Origin of the sequence: Blastomonas sp. CCH9-A1, assembly GCF_001557175.1 — a bacterium.
Classification (GTDB): Bacteria; Pseudomonadota; Alphaproteobacteria; order Sphingomonadales; family Sphingomonadaceae; genus Blastomonas; species Blastomonas delafieldii_A.
The window spans coordinates 92,048-110,582 of the sequence record NZ_LSHM01000035.1; the positions used below are offsets into that span (position 1 = coordinate 92,048).

General features: G+C 63.7%; 18 protein-coding genes. 4 read left to right on the top strand and 14 right to left on the bottom strand.

From position 1 onward, the window contains the following. Positions 1-47: 47 nt before the first annotated feature. From AX725_RS11410 to AX725_RS11460, 11 genes are all read right to left on the bottom strand, one after another. Positions 48-1,433, bottom strand: a complete 1,386-nt coding sequence (locus AX725_RS11410; protein ID WP_060977870.1) for a M48 family metalloprotease — start codon at positions 1,431-1,433, stop codon at positions 48-50. Positions 1,434-1,588: 155 nt separating this feature from the next. Beyond that, positions 1,589-3,217 carry a methyl-accepting chemotaxis protein gene (locus AX725_RS11415; protein WP_060977869.1) on the bottom strand — a complete coding sequence of 543 codons (1,629 nt, stop codon included), beginning with the start codon at positions 3,215-3,217 and terminating at the stop codon, positions 1,589-1,591. Between the two features lie 122 nt (positions 3,218-3,339). After that, positions 3,340-4,641, bottom strand: coding sequence for an ATP-dependent protease ATPase subunit HslU (gene hslU / locus AX725_RS11420; protein WP_060977868.1), 1,302 nt, complete (start codon positions 4,639-4,641; stop codon positions 3,340-3,342). Between the two features lie 60 nt (positions 4,642-4,701). Beyond that, a complete protein-coding gene (locus AX725_RS11425; protein ID WP_208597879.1) occupies positions 4,702-5,781 on the bottom strand; it encodes an FAD-dependent oxidoreductase in 1,080 nt (359 codons plus the stop codon). Between the two features lie 49 nt (positions 5,782-5,830). Further along, the gene (gene hslV, locus AX725_RS11430; RefSeq protein ID WP_060977911.1) at positions 5,831-6,373 is read right to left on the bottom strand and encodes an ATP-dependent protease subunit HslV; all 543 of its coding nucleotides are present in this window, start codon (positions 6,371-6,373) and stop codon (positions 5,831-5,833) included. Positions 6,374-6,433: 60 nt separating this feature from the next. Beyond that, positions 6,434-6,736, bottom strand: a complete 303-nt coding sequence (locus tag AX725_RS11435) for a putative quinol monooxygenase (RefSeq protein WP_060977866.1) — start codon at positions 6,734-6,736, stop codon at positions 6,434-6,436. Between the two features lie 75 nt (positions 6,737-6,811). Next, a complete protein-coding gene (locus AX725_RS11440; protein ID WP_060977865.1) occupies positions 6,812-7,810 on the bottom strand; it encodes an NAD-dependent epimerase/dehydratase family protein in 999 nt (332 codons plus the stop codon). A gap of 18 nt (positions 7,811-7,828) precedes the next feature. Continuing rightward, positions 7,829-9,130 carry a UDP-N-acetyl-D-mannosamine dehydrogenase gene (wecC, locus tag AX725_RS11445; protein WP_060977864.1) on the bottom strand — a complete coding sequence of 434 codons (1,302 nt, stop codon included), beginning with the start codon at positions 9,128-9,130 and terminating at the stop codon, positions 7,829-7,831. A gap of 296 nt (positions 9,131-9,426) precedes the next feature. Further along, complete coding sequence (locus AX725_RS11450) at positions 9,427-9,642, bottom strand: hypothetical protein (protein WP_060977910.1); 216 nt, start codon at positions 9,640-9,642, stop codon at positions 9,427-9,429. A 150-nt stretch (positions 9,643-9,792) separates the two neighbouring features. Continuing rightward, on the bottom strand, positions 9,793-10,512 hold the full coding sequence (locus AX725_RS11455) for a glycosyltransferase (protein ID WP_060977863.1): 720 nt from the start codon (positions 10,510-10,512) through the stop codon (positions 9,793-9,795). After that, the gene (locus tag AX725_RS11460; RefSeq protein WP_060977862.1) at positions 10,503-11,105 is read right to left on the bottom strand and encodes a TIGR04282 family arsenosugar biosynthesis glycosyltransferase; all 603 of its coding nucleotides are present in this window, start codon (positions 11,103-11,105) and stop codon (positions 10,503-10,505) included. Before AX725_RS11460 ends, AX725_RS11455 begins: the two co-directional genes overlap by 10 nt. 103 nt (positions 11,106-11,208) lie before the next feature. Between AX725_RS11460 and maiA the strand changes: the two genes are divergently transcribed. From maiA to AX725_RS11480, 4 genes are all read left to right on the top strand, one after another. After that, positions 11,209-11,841, top strand: a complete 633-nt coding sequence (gene maiA, locus AX725_RS11465; RefSeq protein WP_060977861.1) for a maleylacetoacetate isomerase — start codon at positions 11,209-11,211, stop codon at positions 11,839-11,841. Continuing rightward, entirely contained in the window at positions 11,838-13,949 is a 2,112-nt protein-coding gene (locus tag AX725_RS11470) for a TonB-dependent receptor (RefSeq protein WP_060977860.1), read from the top strand. Before maiA ends, AX725_RS11470 begins: the two co-directional genes overlap by 4 nt. A gap of 15 nt (positions 13,950-13,964) precedes the next feature. Further along, entirely contained in the window at positions 13,965-14,417 is a 453-nt protein-coding gene (locus AX725_RS11475) for a MarR family winged helix-turn-helix transcriptional regulator (protein WP_060977859.1), read from the top strand. Between the two features lie 95 nt (positions 14,418-14,512). After that, positions 14,513-15,520, top strand: coding sequence for a fumarylacetoacetate hydrolase family protein (locus AX725_RS11480; RefSeq protein WP_066114063.1), 1,008 nt, complete (start codon positions 14,513-14,515; stop codon positions 15,518-15,520). Positions 15,521-15,656: 136 nt separating this feature from the next. Here AX725_RS11480 and AX725_RS11485 read toward each other — a convergent pair whose 3' ends face one another. The 3 genes from AX725_RS11485 to AX725_RS11500 form a co-directional block, all read right to left on the bottom strand. Beyond that, positions 15,657-16,520, bottom strand: coding sequence for a hypothetical protein (locus tag AX725_RS11485; RefSeq protein ID WP_060977857.1), 864 nt, complete (start codon positions 16,518-16,520; stop codon positions 15,657-15,659). Positions 16,521-16,679: 159 nt separating this feature from the next. Beyond that, complete coding sequence (locus AX725_RS11490; protein ID WP_155645654.1) at positions 16,680-17,672, bottom strand: hypothetical protein; 993 nt, start codon at positions 17,670-17,672, stop codon at positions 16,680-16,682. Between the two features lie 92 nt (positions 17,673-17,764). Beyond that, complete coding sequence (locus AX725_RS11500; protein ID WP_023837854.1) at positions 17,765-18,421, bottom strand: alpha/beta hydrolase; 657 nt, start codon at positions 18,419-18,421, stop codon at positions 17,765-17,767. Positions 18,422-18,535 lie beyond the last annotated feature (114 nt).

The window sequence follows — 18,535 nt, forward strand, 5'->3', positions numbered from 1 at the left end:
TGTCATGGCGGGCCCTTGGTTGGTGAAATGCAATGGATCGATGCGGCTTAGCGGCGGCGGCGCTGGCGTTCAACCGCATCGCGGGCAAGGATCGCGATATCCTGCGCGCGGATCCAGTCGGCGCTGCCCTGGGGCAGGGTGGTCATCGCCTGTTCGGCACTCTGAAGCGCCAATGGCGCATTGCCCTGAAGCACGTAACGTTCTGCGCTGGCCAGCGCCGCGCGCGCGGTATCGCCGCGATCGGCATAGACCACGCCCAGCTGATACCATGCAAACGGATTTTCCGCATCGCGTGCCACCGCCGCCTTGAGCACGCGCTCGGCTTCGGCGAGGTTCGACGGATCCTCGGTCGCGATCAGCGCATGGCCATAGACGCCGGCGATCAACGACTGGGCGTTGGTGCTGGCCACCGCCCTTTGCAGCGGGGCGATTGCTTCCTTGGGGCGCCCCGATTCGAGCAGGATCTGGCCGTAGATTTCAAGGAAATACGGGTCGTCGGGTGCCTCGGCGAGCAATGAGCGGACCTCTGCCAGCGCCTTTTCAGGGTAGGCGCTCTTGTGCCAAGCATAAGCCCGGGCATAGCGCGCGGGCACGCTCTGGTCGGTCTCGGGATAATCGCGTAGCGTCTCGGTGGGCTCTGCGACATAGCCGACCAGCTTGGCCTTGACCCGCTGGAACCGCGCTTCGAGCGCCGGATCGAGCGGATTGTTGTACGCCGGGTCGTTCTGATAGATTTCCTGCAACAGTGTGATGCGTTCGCCCGACAGCGGGTGCGAGCGGTTGTAGCTGTCCTCCTGCGGGATCGCGAGACGGAATTCCAGATTCTGCAGCTTCTTGAAAAAGGCGAGCGAGCCCTTGCCGGTCAGCCCCGCCTGCGAGAGATATTTCGCGCCCGCGACATCGGCTCCCGATTCCTCGCCCCGGGTATGTGCCAGGAACCTGCCCAGTGCCGCCTGCTGCCCCGCGCCGATGATGCCAAGCCCCGCTTCGCCCGCGCCAGCGGCCACTGCCGCCAGCCCGAGCAGCAGCGACAATATGGTGATGTTGCCCGCCTTTGAGGCGTTTTCCGACCGAGTGATCGAATGGCCGAGCGCGATATGCCCGAGTTCGTGCGCGATGACGCCCTGGACCTCGTTGGCATTGTCCGCCGCCTCGATCAGCCCGCTATGGATGTACACGTCCTGCGTCCCGGCGACGAAGGCGTTGATGCTGCGGTCGTTGATGACGACGACATTGACATTGGACGGCAGAAGCCCTGCGGCAAGGATCAGGTCGCGCGACATATCTGCGAGCAGCGCCTCGGTCTCCGCATCGCGCAGGATCGATTGCGCCGCCGCCGGCTGGATCGCCAGCATGGCAGCCGCGCACAGCGCCAGCATCCTGGCAAGCAGCCGGGCTATCGCAGGAGGCTGAGGCTGGGAGCGGTGCTGCATGCGCTGCCGGTTTCCATGGCTGGAGGCTCGATCGAAGGCGGGACAGGTGAAGCCCCGCCGATGAACATGCGATGAAACCGCACACTCGGAGTCAAGCTTAGCGTGGTGCGGACGATATGCCCAGCGGGGCGGCAACAAATGCGGTGACTGGTGGTTCAGGCGGCCCTGAGTTCCGCGAGAAACGCACTGCTCGCCCGGCGCAGCGCCAGCGCCTGTTCCTCCAGCTGCGAGGTGACAAGCCGCATGTCATCGGAGACCGACTTGACCCGTTCGGCATTGTGGCGGACGGCCTGCGCGGTTTCTTCCATCGCGTGCGCATCGCTGGCCACCTGCAGGCTGCTCGAGTGGATGTCGCTGGTCGCCTCGCCCTGATCGGCGATGACCTTGGCAATATGCGCCGCGCCTTCGGTTACCAGGTCGATCTGGTCGGCGATCGAATCGATCGTCATTTCGGTCAGGTCCATGCGTGCGCGGATTCCCTGTACCGTTTCGTCGACGGACTGGATTGCGCCGCGCGTTTGTCCCGAAAGCTGCTTGACCTCGTGCGCGACGACCGAAAAGCCGCGGCCTGCCTCGCCCGCACGGGCAGCCTCGATCGTTGCATTGAGCGCCAGCAAATTGGTCTGCGAGGCGATCTCGTTGATCAGCGTGGTGATTTCCGAAACCTTTTCCGCCTGGGTGGCAAGCGCACTCACAGCCACACTGCCTGACATGCTGGCGCTGCGGGCGGCCGCCGCTGCCTGGTGCTGGGCATCGACGCGCTGCGCAATCGCCTTGGCCGATCGGTTGAGCTGCTCGATGGCAGTGGCGACATGCTGCACCGACAGGCCGACATTGCTCGCTCGCGCAGTGACCTGGGTCGCGCTGCTGTCGGTCTCCTCGCCGATGCTGTGCAGCGCCGCCGCACTCTTGCCCAGTTGCGCCAGCGCGTCGGTCAGCCGATCGACCGTCTGCACGACGGAAAGCTCGAACCCTTCGGCCAGCGCTGCCATTGCCTTGCGCTGCGCAGCCATATGCTGTTCGCGTTGCGCAACCAGCGCCGCCTGGGCACGCTGATCGCGTTCGGCGACCGCCACGGCCTCGCTCTGCCGCAGAGCAAATTCGCGCTCTCGCGCCTTGGCCAGTTCATCCGATTGCACAAGATAGCTGGCGAAGTTGCTGCATAGGGCCGCAGTGTTGCGCCACATGATGATGGCAAAGATCGCCGCGAGCGGAAAGAAGTAGACGGTGATGGCGTATCCGGTCGCCATGATCCCCGTGAACAGACCGCTCATCATGGCGCTCAACCAGAACAGATTGGCAGAGGGCAGGGGCAGGAAGTTGAGTGCGCCGATCGCGGCGATACCTATGCCCAGGGGAACGGCCAGATCGATCAGATGGCTGTTTTGCGAGTGCATCAGGCCGCCAAATGCCAAGGCCCAGCTCAGTCCCGAGACCAGCGCATTGATGCAGAACAGCAGATGCAATCTGGCCAGCCGGTTCTGGTCGGCACTGTCCTGGCCCTCCGCCAACCGCTTCAATACACCGCCCAACGGAACAAGGCTGAACACGCACAGGACGCTCAGGCTCGTGCCCGTCAACGTCAGCATCCGTCCCGGCGTGCCCCAGGCCGCCCAGCTGAGGACCACCGCCACAATGATCGCACTGGGCAGCATGTGCACGCTGCAGGTGCAGATGCGCTGCATATGGTGGACGGCGATAGAGATCGATGCGAGTTCGGGATGCCGATGGCTATCCGTGCCATCGCCCAGGGAGGGTTGCGCACGGAATCCGAGCTGTCCCATGTTTCGGGCCAGTTTCTGCCGAGATCGCAAGCTTGTCATGCGAATCACTTGTCACGTTCGTGGTTAACACGCCGCTAAAATGATTCGCAGGCAAGGCGTCCGTCGATCAAACCCCCGATAATTTACAGCACGTATTTGCTGAGATCGGTATTCTTGGCGATACCGGTCAGCTGCGATCGAACGTAATCGGCATCTATATTGATCGTCTCGCCGCGGTGATCTTCTGCATTAAAGCTGATATCTTCCAGCAACTTCTCCATCACGGTCTGGAGACGGCGAGCGCCGATATTCTCCACCGTCTCGTTCACCGAGGCGGCAATCCGCGCGACCTCGCGCAGCGCGTCCTCGCTGAATTCCAGCTTCAACTCCTCGGTTCCCAGCAGCGCGCTGTATTGCTGCGCCAGATTGGCCTTGGTTTGCGTCAGGATATGAAAGAAATCCTCCTCGCTGAGCGCCTTCAATTCAACGCGGATCGGCAGGCGGCCCTGCAGTTCGGGCAGCATGTCGCTGGGCTTGGCGATGTGGAACGCGCCCGAGGCGATGAACAGCACGTGGTCGGTCTTCATCGGGCCGTATTTGGTGGCGACGGTCGTGCCCTCGATCAGCGGCAGCAGATCGCGCTGCACGCCTTCACGGCTCACCGATCCGCCGCGCACGTCGGACACCGCGATCTTGTCGATTTCGTCGAGAAACACGATGCCGTTCGCCTCTGCGTCGGCGAGCGCGACGCGCGCGACATCATCCTGGTCCATGCGCTTTTCGGACTCTTCCTCGATCAGCTTGTCCCACGCATCGGCGAGCCGCATCTTGCGCGGCTTGGTGCGCTTCTGGCCGAAGGCCTTGCCCATCATGTCGCTGAGGTTGATCATGCCGACCTGGCCGCCCATGCCGGGGATTTCCATCGGCATATTGGGCGTCGCCTCGACCTCGATCTCGACCTCGGTATCGTTCATGTGATTGTCGATGATGCGCTGGCGGAAGCTCTGGCGCGTCGCTTCGCTGGCATTGTCGCCGACCAGCGCATTGAGCAGCCGCTCCATCGCCGCCTCGGACGCTGCCTCGCGCACCTTCTCGCGGCGGCGCTCCTTTTCGAGCCGCACGGCATCCTCGACCAGGTCGCGGGCGATCTGGTCGACGTCGCGGCCGACATAGCCGACCTCGGTGAACTTGGTCGCCTCGATCTTGATGAACGGCGCATCGGCAAGCTTCGCCAGGCGGCGCGAGATCTCCGTCTTGCCGCAGCCGGTAGGGCCGATCATCAGGATGTTCTTCGGCGTCACCTCGTCGCGCAGCTCGGCGGGGAGGCGCTGACGCCGCCAGCGGTTGCGCAGCGCGACGGCAACAGCGCGCTTGGCGTCCTTCTGGCCGATGATATGCGCATCGAGCGCGGCAACGATGTTCTTCGGGGTAAGCGTATCGGTCATTCAGTGTCTTCTCTGGAAGGGAGTATCGCGCTCACAAATTGGGGTGTGGCCGCGCTGGCTTCAAGCGCAGCGCCATCCCGCCATCAGGCTGCGGTGCGATTCGACGATTGCGGCAATGTCCTGCGGCTGAGGCTCGGCAAGATATTCGCCGCGCTCATAGGTGCCACCGAGCAAGATGCCGTCGCCGCGCGGGAACATGTATCCGGCGGGGAAGGCATAGGCATAGCGGATTTCGGGCTGGGGGATCAGCACCGCGAGCTGTCCGCGTACCGGCACGAGTTCGGGGTCACCGAACAGCTTGGCTGCGCCGAGCCCGGTGCAGTTGAACACGAGCTGCTCGGGCAGCGCCGCGACCTCGGACGGCGTGTTGAAACGGCGCAGCTCGACCTTGCCGCCGGCCACCCTAATGTCGCGCAGCAGCCGCTCGAGAAAGCGCCCGGTCTCGACATACATGGTCTCGTAGCGGACGACATTGTCGAGTGCGAAGGGGTGCTCGTCGGGGGTGAGGCGGACCCGCCCGGGAAAGCGCAAATCGGACGGAAGCGGCCCGACGCGGCGCGTCTGATCATAAGTGGGCAGCCAGCGGATACCGTAATCGTCGCCCGCCATGATCTGGAAACGGCGGCGGCTGTAATCGGCGGCGGCATCGGCCTGCGCGCGGAATTCGGGCGTCGCGACATGGTCGTCGAAATAGCCGGTGGGGAAGATCTGGCCGCCTGCGATGTTCGATGTCGTCTGCGGAGGCAGCGCGGCGGTATAGATGGTGACCGGATAGCCGGCCTCCTGCACGAGCCTTGCGGTGGTCAGCCCCATGATCCCCGCACCGATCACCGCGACCGGGCCCGAATGACTCGGCAGACCGAGCGAGGTCGCCAGCCGCGAACTGCCCCAGCTCAGCGAGATGCCGCCGCCGCCATGCCCGTAATTGTGCACCAGCCGCGTATCGCCCAATGCCTCGGCGCGCACCACGAAGCCGGAGGGACGGAACGGACGCAGCCCGGCCACGGTGCGGATCACGCGGTTGGGATCGACCTGAACCCTGGGCAGGCAGGCAGGTGGGGCAGGGAGCGCACGCATCGGGCGCGTCGTCGCGTCTGTCGTGCATCCCCCCAGCAACAATGCGGCACCGCCGCTTGTCACCAACCCCCGCCTGTTCGTCTGCCACAGCATGGCTGCGGACCCTAGGGCATCAGGCGGCGGTGTCGAGCGTCTCGATCGTCAGCTGGTCGTTCGTATAGACGCAGACGTCGCTGGCGATCTTCATCGCCTTGCGCGCGATCGTCTCGGCGTCCTGCTCGTACTCCATCAGCGCGCGGGCAGCAGCGAGCGCGAAATTGCCGCCCGATCCGATCGCGGCGACTCCGTCGACGGGCTCTAGCACGTCCCCGTTGCCGGTGAGGATCAGCGTCACTTCCTTGTCGGCGACGATCATCATCGCCTCGAGGTTGCGTAAGTATTTGTCGGTGCGCCAGTCCTTGGCGAGTTCGACCGCCGCGCGCATCAGCTGGCCCGAATGCCGCTCGAGCTTGGCTTCCAGCCGCTCGAAAAGCGTGAACGCGTCGGCCGTGGCGCCTGCGAACCCGCCGATCACCGATCCGTCGCCGAGGCGGCGCACCTTGCGCGCATTGGGTTTCATCACCGTCTGGCCCATCGATACCTGGCCATCGCCTGCGATCACCGCCTTGCCGTTCTTGCGGATGCCGACGATGGTGGTTCCATGCCATGTCGGCATGCTGCTGCTGTCTCTGCTCATGGCGCGCGATATGGTGGAGCGGGGCAGGGGCTGCAAGCCCTACATGATGCGGCGGACTTCATCGCCATCATAGAGCCGCACGTCCGATCCCAGCCGCTCGACCTGGGCCAGTCCTGCCCCGAAAGCGGCCATGTGCGGCGACTGGAAATGCGCATCGAGCGCAGCCTGATCCACCCAGCGTTCCGAGATGCGGATGATATCGGGATCGTTCATGTCGCGGGCAAAGGCATAATGCAGGCAGCCTTCCTCCTCGCGCGTTGCCTCGACCATCTGCCTGGCGGCCTCGGCAAATTTGTCGATTTCACCCGGTGCGAACTGCAGCCAGCCTTCGATGATGAGCATGTCCTGTCTCCTGCCTGTGCCGATGCTTCGCACGGCTTCCAGACAGGGTTACGAGCCCAGCATCACAAGGGCAAGTCAGCTGCCGGTATAGCCGCGATACCAGTCGACGAAGCGGGGAATGCCGATGTCGATCCCGGTGGACGGCGCATAGCCCAGGTCTGCAGCAATTGCGCTGATATCGGCATAGGTCTGGTACACGTCGCCCGGCTGCATCGGCAGCATGTTGCGGATCGCTTGTCTGCCGCAGGCCGCTTCGATCACGTCGATCATCCGGCCCAGAGGCTCGGGCTGGTTATTGCCGATATTGTACAGCCGGTGCGGCGAGACGCTTCCGCCGGGCTTGACCTCGCCGTCGTCCGCCGGAGGGTGGTCGATCACGGCGAGCACGCCGGCGATGATATCGTCGATATAGGTGAAGTCGCGGCGCATATCGCCATGGTTGTACACGTCGATTGGCTTGCCCTGCAGGATCGCGCTGGTGAACTTCCACAGCGCCATGTCGGGTCGGCCCCAGGGCCCGTAGACGGTGAAGAACCGCAAGCCCGTCATCGGCAGACGATAGAGATGCGCATAGGTCTCGCTCATCAGCTCGTCGGCCTTCTTGGTGGCGGCATAGAGCGAGATCGGATGATCGACGCGTTGGTCGACGCTGAACGGCACGGTATCGCTGTTGCCATAGACCGATGAGGACGAGGCATAGACGAACTGGCGCACGTCACGGTGGCGCGCGATCTCAAGCAGGTTGAGATGGCCGACCAGATTCGACTGCACATAGGCGCGCGGATTGTCGATGCTGTAGCGCACCCCCGCCTGCGCGCCGAGATGCACGATCGTGGACAGCTTGTGCGGTGCGAGCGCGGTCTCGAGCGCCTCATGGTCGGCGAAATCAAGCTCGGCAAAGTCGAAGCGTCCGCTGTCGACCGTTGCGAGGTCGGCAATGCGCGCATGCTTGAGCGCGGGATCGTAATAGGGGTTGAGATTGTCGATGCCGACGACATGCTCGCCGCGCTGCATCAGCGCGCGCGTCAGGGCATGGCCGATAAACCCGGCGGCTCCGGTGACGATGATGGTCATGGAATTTGGTCTGCCCGATCAGCCGGCGAGACGCAAATGGCCGCTGGGACGCTCCGGCGTCGCAGGCTGGTCCGGCCATATGCCGCGCGTGTCGTAGACGATCTTGGCAGCGCGTTCGGCGAGCGGGATCGACTTGAACACGTCATGGTCGACCAGCACGATGAACAGGTCGCAGCTTTCAATCGCATCGTCGACATCGATCAGGCTGGCGCCCAGCCCGTCATAGGCGGGCGGCAGCGCCTGCGCATAGGGTTCGACGATGTGAATCCGTTCGCCGAATTTCTGCGCCAGCGCCAGCGCGACCTTGTTGGCCGGGCTCTCGCGGAAGTCGTCGATATTGGCCTTGAACGCAAGGCCCAGGCACGCGACGCGCGCGTCGGGATTGGCCTCGATCAGCGCGCCCGCCTTGCCGAGCACATGATCGACCTTGCCGTCATTGACCCAGCGGGCGGTGCGGATCAGCGGGGTTTCATCCGGAGCGCCATGGATGATGAACCACGGATCGACCGCGATGCAATGGCCGCCGACGCCGGGGCCGGGCTGCAGGATGTTGACGCGCGGATGGCGGTTGGCGAGGCGGATCACCTCCCACACGTCGAGCCCCATGCGGTCGGCGACGATCGACAGCTCGTTGGCAAAGGCGATGTTGACGTCGCGATAGGCGTTCTCGACCAGCTTGGTCATTTCCGCCGAGCGCGCATCGGTGGTGATGCACTCGCCGCGCACGAAGCGGCGATAGAAGGTCAGCGCCTTGCGCGCACAGCGGGGGGTGATGCCGCCGATCGAGCGGTCATTGTTGGTGAGTTCCTCGAGAATGCGGCCCGGCAGCACGCGCTCGGGGCAATAGGCGATCGCGATATCGGGAATGTCGGTGGTGAGGCCCGGCACCTTGAGGTCGGGACGCAGCTTGGCGATCAGGTCGCGCATTTCCTCGGTGGTGCCGACGGGCGAGGTCGATTCGAGGATGATGCAGTCGCCGGCCTTCAGCACCGCGGCGATGCTGCTCGCGGCCTGGAGCACGTAGCTGATATCGGGTGCGTGCTTGTCGTCGAACGGAGTCGGTACCGCAATGACGAACACGTCCGAAGGCTCGACCTGAAGCGAGGTGCGCAGCATGCCGCGCGCGACCACACCCTGAACCAGCCCGTCGAGATCGACTTCCTCGATATGGATGCGGCCCTCGGCAATCGTGCTGACGACATGCTCGGAGACATCGACGCCTAGCACGCGGCAGCCCGAGCGCGCGATGATCGCTGCTGTGGGCAGGCCGATATAGCCCAGACCCAGAACGCAAACTTCAGGCTTCTTTTCGGACAGCATGCTCAATCCCCGATCGTGGTCGGCCCGGCGGCGTGAGGCGGCGAACCATAGAGCCCCGCTCTAGCCGCGTCCCGGTTAAAAAACCGGTAAGCAGTGGCTCGATCACCCGCAAGAGTGGCAATTTCAGGGCCTAGTTCGCTAGGGCTGCTGCGTGGCCTTATCGCTTTTCCTCGCGAACCCGGCCCCTTCGGCATTGGCCACCGTCGGGCGATCAAACGGTACGACCTTGCTTGACACAACAAAAAAGGGCGGCCCTTGGGAGCCGCCCTTTTCCGTTTAGCTTGCGCCTGATGAAATCAGGGGCTGTTCGGCTCGTCGTCGTCAGCGATGACGATGATGCCGCCGATCACGGCAGCAGCAGCGACGACGCCGATGATGATACCGGTGCTGCCTTCAGCTTCGCTCTCTTCGCTCGACGAAGCGGCCACACGACCGGCTGCCTGAGCGAGGACCGGTGCGCCGACCATGGTGGTCAGAGCGATCGCGGCCACAGTGGCTTTGAACATTTTCATTTTGATATTCCCCATAAGGAGTTTTTGCGTTCAACGGTCAGATGACACAATCAGGCCTATGTTGCAAGTGCGAAATAACCATAGCGTACCATAACGGTGGCGAAAGTTTGCGATAGGTGAAGACAGCCGAATATCCCCAAAATGCCGCTTTTATCGGACGTCCGGGTACATGTCCTTGAGCCGGTGCCGCATACCGAAGGTCCAGGCGAGCCCGATCTTGAGATAGATATAATTGGCTTTCAGCGGTCCCCATGCTGCGATGCGGCGGTCGGATGTGATGACCGGCTTGCGCGTCATTCTCAGCTTGCCGAGTCGCGCAAAGCCGATGCACAGATCGGCCTCCTCCATGATCGTGGCGTCCGCCGGGATTCCCCCGATGCGCAGATAATCGGTGCGGCGGAAGAACATCGCATGGTCGCCGAACAGCAGGCGGACACCGCGCACGAAAAGATGCGGGTGGGTGACGATGGGATAATAGGTCTTCCACCAGTTGTGCGCGGTGGTGAACCAGCGGGTCTTCTCGCCCCGGATGATCGGCAGGAAAGTGGCCAGCGCGATGCGGCGGTCTGCCAGCACCTGGCGAATGTGCGTGATCGCATCGGGCGGCAGCAGACTGTCGGCGTGCAGGATGCAGACGAGATCGCCGCCGGCCTGTTCCACCCCGAAATTGATCTGCGGCCCGCGTCCGCGCGTCGGCGAAAGCTCCGTCCGCCAGCCTGCCGCTCTCGCCAGTGCAACCGTTTCGTCCTCGCTGCCGCCATCTACCAGCAGGATTTCATCAGGCTGTGGATCGAGCGCGGCGACATTGGCGATCGTTGCCGGCAGGGCCTTGGCCTCGTTGAGCGCCGGGATCATCAGCGTCACGCGCATCGGCCAGCCTCCGCGAGATACGGCCAGCGCGCCAGGTCCTCGGGCCGGTCGCAATCTGCGAGCGTTGGCAACAGGGCCACGTCAAGGCCGCGAGCATCGCACCGCCGCAAGGTCTCGCGTAGCACGGCTTCGGTGCTCCACGGCATGTCGATCAGCAGTTCGGGCCGTGCCGTCTGCATTCCGATGAGATAATAGCCGCCGTCCTCTGCGGGGCCGATCACGACATCATGGCTTTCCAGCGCGGCCATGGCGGATGCGACAGTCGCGACATCCAGATCCGGCGTGTCTGCGCCGAAGAAGATGTGCGGATCATCGCGTGCGGCATCGATCAACCGCTCGGAAAGCCCGCCTTCCACCTGTTCGATCAGCAGGACCCCATCGCCCAGCCAATCGCGGAATTGGGTCTCATCAGCGCCAGCAAAGCGAATTTCCACGGGCGCTCCCGCCTGCAACAGGATGTCGACGGTCCGCCCTGCGAGGTGACGATGGACTGCTGCCGCTCCTGACGCGCCCAGAGCAGGAATCAGCCGCGTCTTGGCATAGCCCGGCACCGGATATTTGGCGAACAGCACGAGATCGGGCAGGGCGGTCATCGCGCAAGGCTTAACGCTCCGCGAAAGGGAAACAAGCCTTGCATCGCTATCCTGCCGCCATATGGTGCGCGGCCCGGCCAACCGACCTCGAGGAGCCTCGCGCATGTCCGACACCATCCTGTTCGATTACTGGCGCTCGTCCGCCAGTTACCGCGTCCGCATCGCGCTCAATCTCAAGGGGATCGCCTATCGGGCAGTGCCGACCGACCTGCTGACCCGCCAGCAAAAGGCTCCCGATTATGTCGCGCGCAACCCGCAGGGGCTGGTGCCGATGCTGCAGATCGACGGGCAGGACCTGACCCAGTCGCTGGCGATCATCGATTATCTGGATGCAACCCGCCCCGAGCCGCGCCTGATCCCCGCCGATCCGGTCGCGCGCGCTGCGACACTCGCGCGCGCCATGGTGATCATCGCGGACATCCACCCGGTCAACAACCTGAGGATGCTGCATTATCTCAAGAACGAGATGGGCCAGGACCAGGCGGCGGTCGACACCTGGTACCGCCACTGGATCGCCGAGGGCTTTGCCGCGCTCGAACTTATGGCGCCCGAAAACAGCCTGTTCGGCGGCGATTCCCCCGATCTGACCGATGTGTGTCTGGTGCCGCAGGTCGTCAATGCGCGGCGGTTCGAACTCGACATGACGCCCTATCCGCGCCTGACGCGGATCGATGCCGCGCTGCAGGCGATCCCGGCCTTTGCCGCTGCCCATCCGGAAAAGGTGAAGCCCGCGTGAAGGTTGCCATCCTCCATCTGATATGCGGCGTCGGACTGGCGGCACTCGCATCTGCCCCCGCGCATGCGCAGGATGCCCAGCCGCAGGGCGACACGATCAGCTGGCCTGATGCGCCGATCACGGTGGTCGGGCGCCCTCTCGATGCGCCGATCGGCGACCGCGCCTATAGCGTCACCACCATCTCGCCCGACATGCTGGCGAACGAACCCAGCCAGCGGCTCGAGAACGCGCTGCGGTTGGTGCCGGGGCTGCAGCAGTTCCGCCGGTCGGATGCGCGCAGCGCTAATCCGACGAGCCAGGGGGTGACGCTGCGCGGGCTCGGCGGCAACGCCTCAAGCCGTGTGCTGATGCTGCTCGACGGCGTACCGCAGAGCGATCCGTTCGGCGGCTGGATCAGCTTTCCCGGCTATGACGCCATCAACCTGGGCAGCGTGCGCGTGCGGCGCGGCGGCGGCACCGGTGGCGACGGCCCCGGCGCGCTCGCCGGAACGATCGAGCTCGACAGCTCGGGGATCGCGCCCGACCAGTCGAATCTCTATGGCGATGTTGCCTATGGCAGCCGACAGTCGCTCGAGGCGAGCATCGGCACCAGCCAGGCGCTCGGGCAGGGCGGTCTTACGATCTCCGCCCAATATGCGCGGGGCGATGGATTTACGCCGGTGATCGCGCGGCAGCGCGGACCGGTCGACCGGCCAGCGCCCTTCGAGAAGCTGGGTGTCAATCTGCGCTTCGTCGCGCCGCTCAATGCCAGCACCGAACTGCAGGCAAGTGGACGCGTCTTTACCGACGAGCGCGAGCGCGGCTTTGCCTTCAGCGACAACCGCAACGACGGCGCCGACGCCAGCCTGAGGCTGGTAGGGCGCGGCAGCCTGCCCTGGTCGGCGCTCGCCTATGTGCAGATGCGCCGCTTCGAGAGCAGCTTCGGGGCGGTCAGCGCGGATCGCCGCACCGTCACGCAGAGCCTCGACCAGTACAACACGCCCTCCACCGGGCTGGGTGCGCGCGCCGAAATTCGCCCTTCGCTGGGTAGCGCGGGCGAACTGCGCCTTGGCGCCGAATGGCGGCGCACGACGGGAGAAACGCGCGAGCTGTTCACCTTTGTCGCGGGTGCTCCCACGCGTCTGCGCCGCGCGGGCGGGGCGAGCGAGACGCTGGGCGCCTTTGCCGAGGCGAGCTTTCAGGCTTCGCCCGATCTGCTGCTGACCGGCGGCGGGCGGGTCGACCATTGGCGGCTGAGCGATGGCCGATTACGCGAAACGGTTCTCGCTACCGGCGCGCCGGTGACCATCGCTGCGTTCGATGACCGCAGCGGCTGGGAAGGGACTGGCCGGGTCGGTTTCGCCTGGGACGCGGCGGGGCTGCTCAAGCTGCGCGGGGCGGGCTATCTCGGCTGGCGCTTGCCGACGCTGAACGAACTGTATCGCCCCTTCCGTGTCGGGCCTGATGCGACCGCTGCCAATGCCGCGCTCGCGCCCGAACGGCTGCGCGGCGCAGAATTGGGGCTGGATTACGAAATCTACACCATCCGGCTGGGCGCAACTGTCTTCTGGAACCGGCTGGACAATGCCATAGCCAATGTGACGCTGGCGCGCGGACCCGGCAATTTCCCCGGCGTCGGCTTCGTTTCGGCGGCGGGTGCGTTCAGCCAACGGCAGAATCTCGATGCCGTCGAGGCGAGGGGCGTCGAGATCGAGGCGAGCGGCGATATCGGCGATGTCCGCCTTGCCGCCGCCTATAGTTATGTCGATGCAAAGGTGGAGGCCGCGCCCGGCCAGGCGGCGATCGATGGACGCAGGCCCGCGCAGGTGCCCCGCCACTTTGCCACCGGCTCGGTCGGCTGGTTCCCGCGAGGCGGCGACAGCGGCATCAATCTCACCGCGCGCTATGTCGGATCGCAGTTCGAGGACGATCTTGGCCAGCTTGCGCTCGACGATGCGGTCACGGTCGATGCGCGAGCCGCCATGCGGATCAACCGCAATCTGCTGGTCGAACTGCGCGGCGAGAACCTGTTCGACACGACCGTGCAGGCCGGCATCAGCGGCCCCGGCATTATCGAGCGCGCAACGCCACGCACGATTTGGCTTGGCGTGAAACTGGACATTGAATAGCCTGACATCCGCAACATGACCCGCAGCATCACCCGCCTTGCCGATTTCCTCCCCTATCGCCTGTCGATCACGTCGAATGCGGTGAGCGATCTCATCGCGCGCGAGTATCGCACGCGCTTCGGCCTCAAGATTCCCGAGTGGCGCGTGATGGCGGTGCTGGGCGATGTGGGTGAGGCGACGCAGCGCGAGCTGGTGGCGGCGACGCGGATGGACAAGGTGGCCGTCAACCGCGCTACGAAGACGCTGGGCGAGCGCGCCTTGATCCAGCGTGCGCCGAACATGGCGGACGGGCGGTCGCACCATCTGGCGCTGACGGCGGCGGGGCAGGCGCTCTATGCCGAGATCATGCCGCTCGCACTCCAGATGGAGGCGCAAATCATGACCGTGCTCGATGATGAGGAGCGAGCGCAGCTCTCGGCGCTGATGAACAAGCTGCTGGCGCGCGCGGATGCGCTGACTGATGATTGACCGGCGCCGCCCGGGTCTTGCATTCAAGTTTCAGTTGATACTATGCTGCGCGCAGCATTCTCGCATTCCGGCAACAGAAAAGGCAGCCGCATCCCATGAAGCTTGCATCACTCAAGAGCGGCCGCGATGGCCATCTCGTTGTCGTCTCGAACGATCTCGCCTGGTATGCCGATGCCAGCGATCTGGTGCCCACGCTGCAGGCCGCGCTCGACGACTGGGACCGCATGGCGCCGTATCTCGAGGTGCTGGCGCGCGATCTCGAACATGCCGCGATCCCGCGCGAGCGCTTTCACGAACATGATGCCGCTGCGCCGCTGCCGCGCGCCTATCAATGGGCGGACGGATCGGCCTATGTGAATCATGTCGAGCTGGTGCGCAAGGCGCGCGGGGCCGAGCTGCCAGAGAGCTTCTGGACCGATCCGCTGATGTACCAGGGCGGATCGGACGACCTGATGGGCCCGCGCGATCCGATCCTGCTCAAGGACGAGGCCTGGGGCTGCGATCTGGAGGCCGAGATCGTGGTGGTGACGGGCGATGTGCCCCAGGGCGTGACGCCCGAAGAAGCGCGCGGCTATATCCGCCTCGTCGGGCTGGTGAACGATGTCTCGCTGCGCAACCTGATCCCCGACGAGCTCGCCAAGGGCTTCGGCTTCGTCCAGTCCAAGCCGGCCAGTGCCTTTTCACCGGTGTTCGTGACGCCCGATGCACTTGGCGATTACTGGAAGGACGGCAAGCTGCACCGCAAGCTGCTGGTCGATCTGAATGGCCAGCCCTTTGGCCGCGCGGTGGCATCGGACGACTGCACCTTCGATTTCGGCGTGCTGATCGCGCATCTCGCCAAGACCCGCCGCGTGCGCGCAGGCTCGATCATCGGATCGGGCACCGTTTCCAACCGCGACAGCGATGGCGGCCCCGGTCGCCCGGTGAGCGAGGGCGGCCTGGGTTACAGCTGCATCGCAGAGGTCCGCATGGTCGAAAAGATCACCACCGGCGAGATGAAGACCCCGTTCCTCAAGCACGGCGATACGGTGCGCATCGACGTGCATGACGATAAGGAACACACCATCTTCGGTGCGATCGAGCAGGTGGTACAGGTCGGTTGAGCTATCACCACGTTTCCAGATGCAGGAACAGCCACCAGTCGTCTCGATGCGGCACTGAAAACGGAACGTCGTCCAGTGGCAGCCAGTTTAAATATGGGCGAAGCCTCCGATAAGGCTTTGCGGGATCACGTCGCCGCTATTGCTGCGCTTCGCTCGGCCGCGACGCGTCAACAATGGCACCGACGAGCATTCTGCGCTGCTTCCATCCCGCCCGGTCATGCGGCATCGCGTATAGCGTGCGCAGCAGCGTGATGTCCCAATCCGTTGGGCTGTCATAGAGATGCCCGGGCTCAAACAGGCCAAGAATGGAATTGACCATCGGTTGTGCGCTGGGCTTGGTCTCGGCAAACGCGACCATAGCGGCATAGCCTGCAACCGCGTCGAGCGAATAGCCTTCTGACAGGTTGACGTCGATGACAACCGTCGCCTTGACCAACGCACGAACTGCCAGCGTGCTGATGATGCTGGAGCGGTAGGCCTGAACGGACTGTGTTCCGTTTCCAATCGCGGACTCGCCTCCGACTCCGCTGCTGAAAGTGGTCCCATCCGTCCCCATGGCCGGTGCCAGCAAGCCATCCGAATTGACCGTTTGCATGCCATCGGCATTTTGCGTTCGGACGTTGTACCACCAGCGGATTGGTGCATTGCTCGACAGCAATTGTCTGCGTTCCGCCGACATCAGTTCCGATAGTCGCGTGGGCGATCGTTCTGCGATCTGCTGCACAACGCCCTTTCCGTCTGAGGTGAAGCTGACAACGATATTGGCTGCACAGCTTTTACTCGCGGCACGGATGCCTGTCAGCTTCGCGATATCGTGCATCTGCTGCTCGAAGATCTCGGCATATTCGGGCTTGATCCCTACGACTTTCGGGCAGACTGGGTCGATCCATCGCGCTACGGGATCGGATTTGTTAGCAACACCAGAGCGGCGCACGAAATCGTTTGCCTGCTCGCGTAATTCGGCCTCTGGCAGGCGCCGACCAATGACCTGGATATCCACCCCGCTGGAAGAATTTTCGTTATTTCCGGCCGGCTCAGCTGTGACTGGCGAGGTACACAATAGTGCAGGTCCGATTATCAGGCAATGCTAGTATTTCTCAATGCCCCGCGCATCTGATATCCTTTTCCTAAGCAAAACCTCGGGTCATCTCCGGTTAGGTCATCGATTGGTTTCTTCCAGCACCGCGTTCAACTGGCCTTCGTCGATAATCTGTCCCGCTGCATCGGCGGACCGTACCAGATGGTTGGCGAGCATTTTTTTCTGCTTCCATCCGAATCTGGCGGGGGGGATGGCATATAAGCCTTTCAGGAAGCTGATGTCCCAATCAGTCGCGCTGGCAACGGTCGCATCCGGCCCGAAAAGGCCAAGAATAGAGTTTGGAGGCTGCATGCGGATCGGAGCGATTTCCGCCAAGCCCACCAGGGTCGCATAGGCAGCGACCGCATCCAGCGACATGCCATTCGCCTGATTGACATCGATGACGATCGTAGCGCTTCGCAACACCCGCATGACCGATGTCCGAATGAGGCTCGAATGATAGACGCGAACCATCGGGTATTTGTCGGAGACAACCGAGCCGCCGCCTTCGGATGACCCGTAATCCGCGATGGCGATGCCATCCAGCCCGGTGATCATGCCTTCGCTGGTGGCGAGCTGGGTCGTGTACCACCAGCGGACCGCTGCATCGCCTTCGATCACCATTCTGCGGTCGGGAAGCGGTACTTCGTTGATCTGCTGCGGCTCGCGCTTGATTATTTCCTGCGCCACCCGTTTGCCGTTGGTGGTGAACGCGATCACCACATTGGGCTTGCACCGACCGGTGGCGAGTTCCACCTCCGCAATCGTCGCAATCGCCCGGAATTTATGTTCCACAACTCGCGCATAATCGGGCTTCGCGCCGATGATCTTGAGACATACCGGCTGATGCCACCGCGCAATAGGGCTGTCACCTTTTATAACGCCCGAGCGCCGAACATAGTCAAAGGCTTGTTCGCGGACTTCAGGCTCCGTTTGTCGTCGCCCTATGACTTCGATTTCCGCACCAAAAGCTTCCTGATCGGACGCGACAGGCTGAGCTGCAAGGGGGTGGGCTGCTGCAAAAGCACCAGAAAGCAAAAGCGCAGCCTTAAAGTACTTCAAGAGTCCGTTCATAAGATGGCTCCATATTGAAGTTACTTCAAGTCTACGCTATCTCCCACCCCGTTGCAAATTTTTATTCAATCAGCTTTTGCGAATGACTGTTTTCACCGGATCGGCGAATCCGGCGCGAGGCGCATGTCGAGATAATTGTCGACCGAGTGCATCAGATCGTCGAGCTCGTGCTCGAAGAAATGGTTGGCGCGGCTGATCTCGTCATGGTGGATCGTGATGTGCTTTTGCGTGCGCAGCTTGTCGACCAGCTTCTGCACCGCGCCCGGCGTCACCACGGTATCGGCGGCACCCTGGACGATGATGCCCGAAGCGGGGCAGGGCGCGAGGAAACTGAAATCGTACATGTTCGCGGGCGGCGCGACCGAGATGAAGCCGCGGATCTCGGGGCGACGCATCAGCAGCTGCATGGCGATGAGGGCACCGAAACTGAAGCCGGCGACCCAGGTGGTCTGCGCTTCGGGATGGAAGCTCTGCACCCAGTCGAGCGCGGCGGCGGCATCCGACAGTTCGCCGATGCCATTGTCGAACGTGCCCTGGCTGCGGCCGACACCGCGGAAGTTGAAGCGCAGCGTGGCAAAGCCGCGGCGCACGAAGGTCTTGTACAGCGCCTGGGTAATCCGGTCGTTCATCGTGCCGCCGCCCTGGGGGTGCGGATGCAGGATCATCGCGACGGGTGCGCGCGGACGGGGGGCAGGGCTGAAGCGTCCTTCAAGACGGCCTTCGGGACCGGGAAAGATGACGGCGGGCATGTTTTGCGCTCTTTCGGCTGAAACGACATGAATGTCGGCATGGTGAATATCGGGGCGGCAGAAGCATCAGATAAGGTCGCAGCGGCTGCCGGGAAGGGGCGCTATACGCAATCC

Bases quoted from the DNA above. Each gene is read 5' to 3' on its own strand.
- AX725_RS11475 (WP_060977859.1), top strand. From the start codon at position 13,965: ATGACCCGCAGCATCACCCGCCTTGCCGATTTCCTCCCCTATCGCCTG.
- AX725_RS11480 (WP_066114063.1), top strand. From the start codon at position 14,513: ATGAAGCTTGCATCACTCAAGAGCGGCCGCGATGGCCATCTCGTTGTC.
- AX725_RS11500 (WP_023837854.1), bottom strand. From the start codon at position 18,421: ATGCCCGCCGTCATCTTTCCCGGTCCCGAAGGCCGTCTTGAAGGACGC.
- AX725_RS11455 (WP_060977863.1), bottom strand. From the start codon at position 10,512: ATGCGCGTGACGCTGATGATCCCGGCGCTCAACGAGGCCAAGGCCCTG.
- maiA (WP_060977861.1), top strand. From the start codon at position 11,209: ATGTCCGACACCATCCTGTTCGATTACTGGCGCTCGTCCGCCAGTTAC.
- AX725_RS11440 (WP_060977865.1), bottom strand. From the start codon at position 7,810: ATGACCATCATCGTCACCGGAGCCGCCGGGTTTATCGGCCATGCCCTG.
- hslV (WP_060977911.1), bottom strand. From the start codon at position 6,373: ATGCCGACATGGCATGGAACCACCATCGTCGGCATCCGCAAGAACGGC.
- AX725_RS11450 (WP_060977910.1), bottom strand. From the start codon at position 9,642: ATGAAAATGTTCAAAGCCACTGTGGCCGCGATCGCTCTGACCACCATG.
- AX725_RS11435 (WP_060977866.1), bottom strand. From the start codon at position 6,736: ATGCTCATCATCGAAGGCTGGCTGCAGTTCGCACCGGGTGAAATCGAC.
- AX725_RS11410 (WP_060977870.1), bottom strand. From the start codon at position 1,433: ATGCAGCACCGCTCCCAGCCTCAGCCTCCTGCGATAGCCCGGCTGCTT.
- AX725_RS11460 (WP_060977862.1), bottom strand. From the start codon at position 11,105: ATGACCGCCCTGCCCGATCTCGTGCTGTTCGCCAAATATCCGGTGCCG.
- wecC (WP_060977864.1), bottom strand. From the start codon at position 9,130: ATGCTGTCCGAAAAGAAGCCTGAAGTTTGCGTTCTGGGTCTGGGCTAT.
- AX725_RS11415 (WP_060977869.1), bottom strand. From the start codon at position 3,217: ATGGGACAGCTCGGATTCCGTGCGCAACCCTCCCTGGGCGATGGCACG.
- hslU (WP_060977868.1), bottom strand. From the start codon at position 4,641: ATGACCGATACGCTTACCCCGAAGAACATCGTTGCCGCGCTCGATGCG.
- AX725_RS11490 (WP_155645654.1), bottom strand. From the start codon at position 17,672: ATGAACGGACTCTTGAAGTACTTTAAGGCTGCGCTTTTGCTTTCTGGT.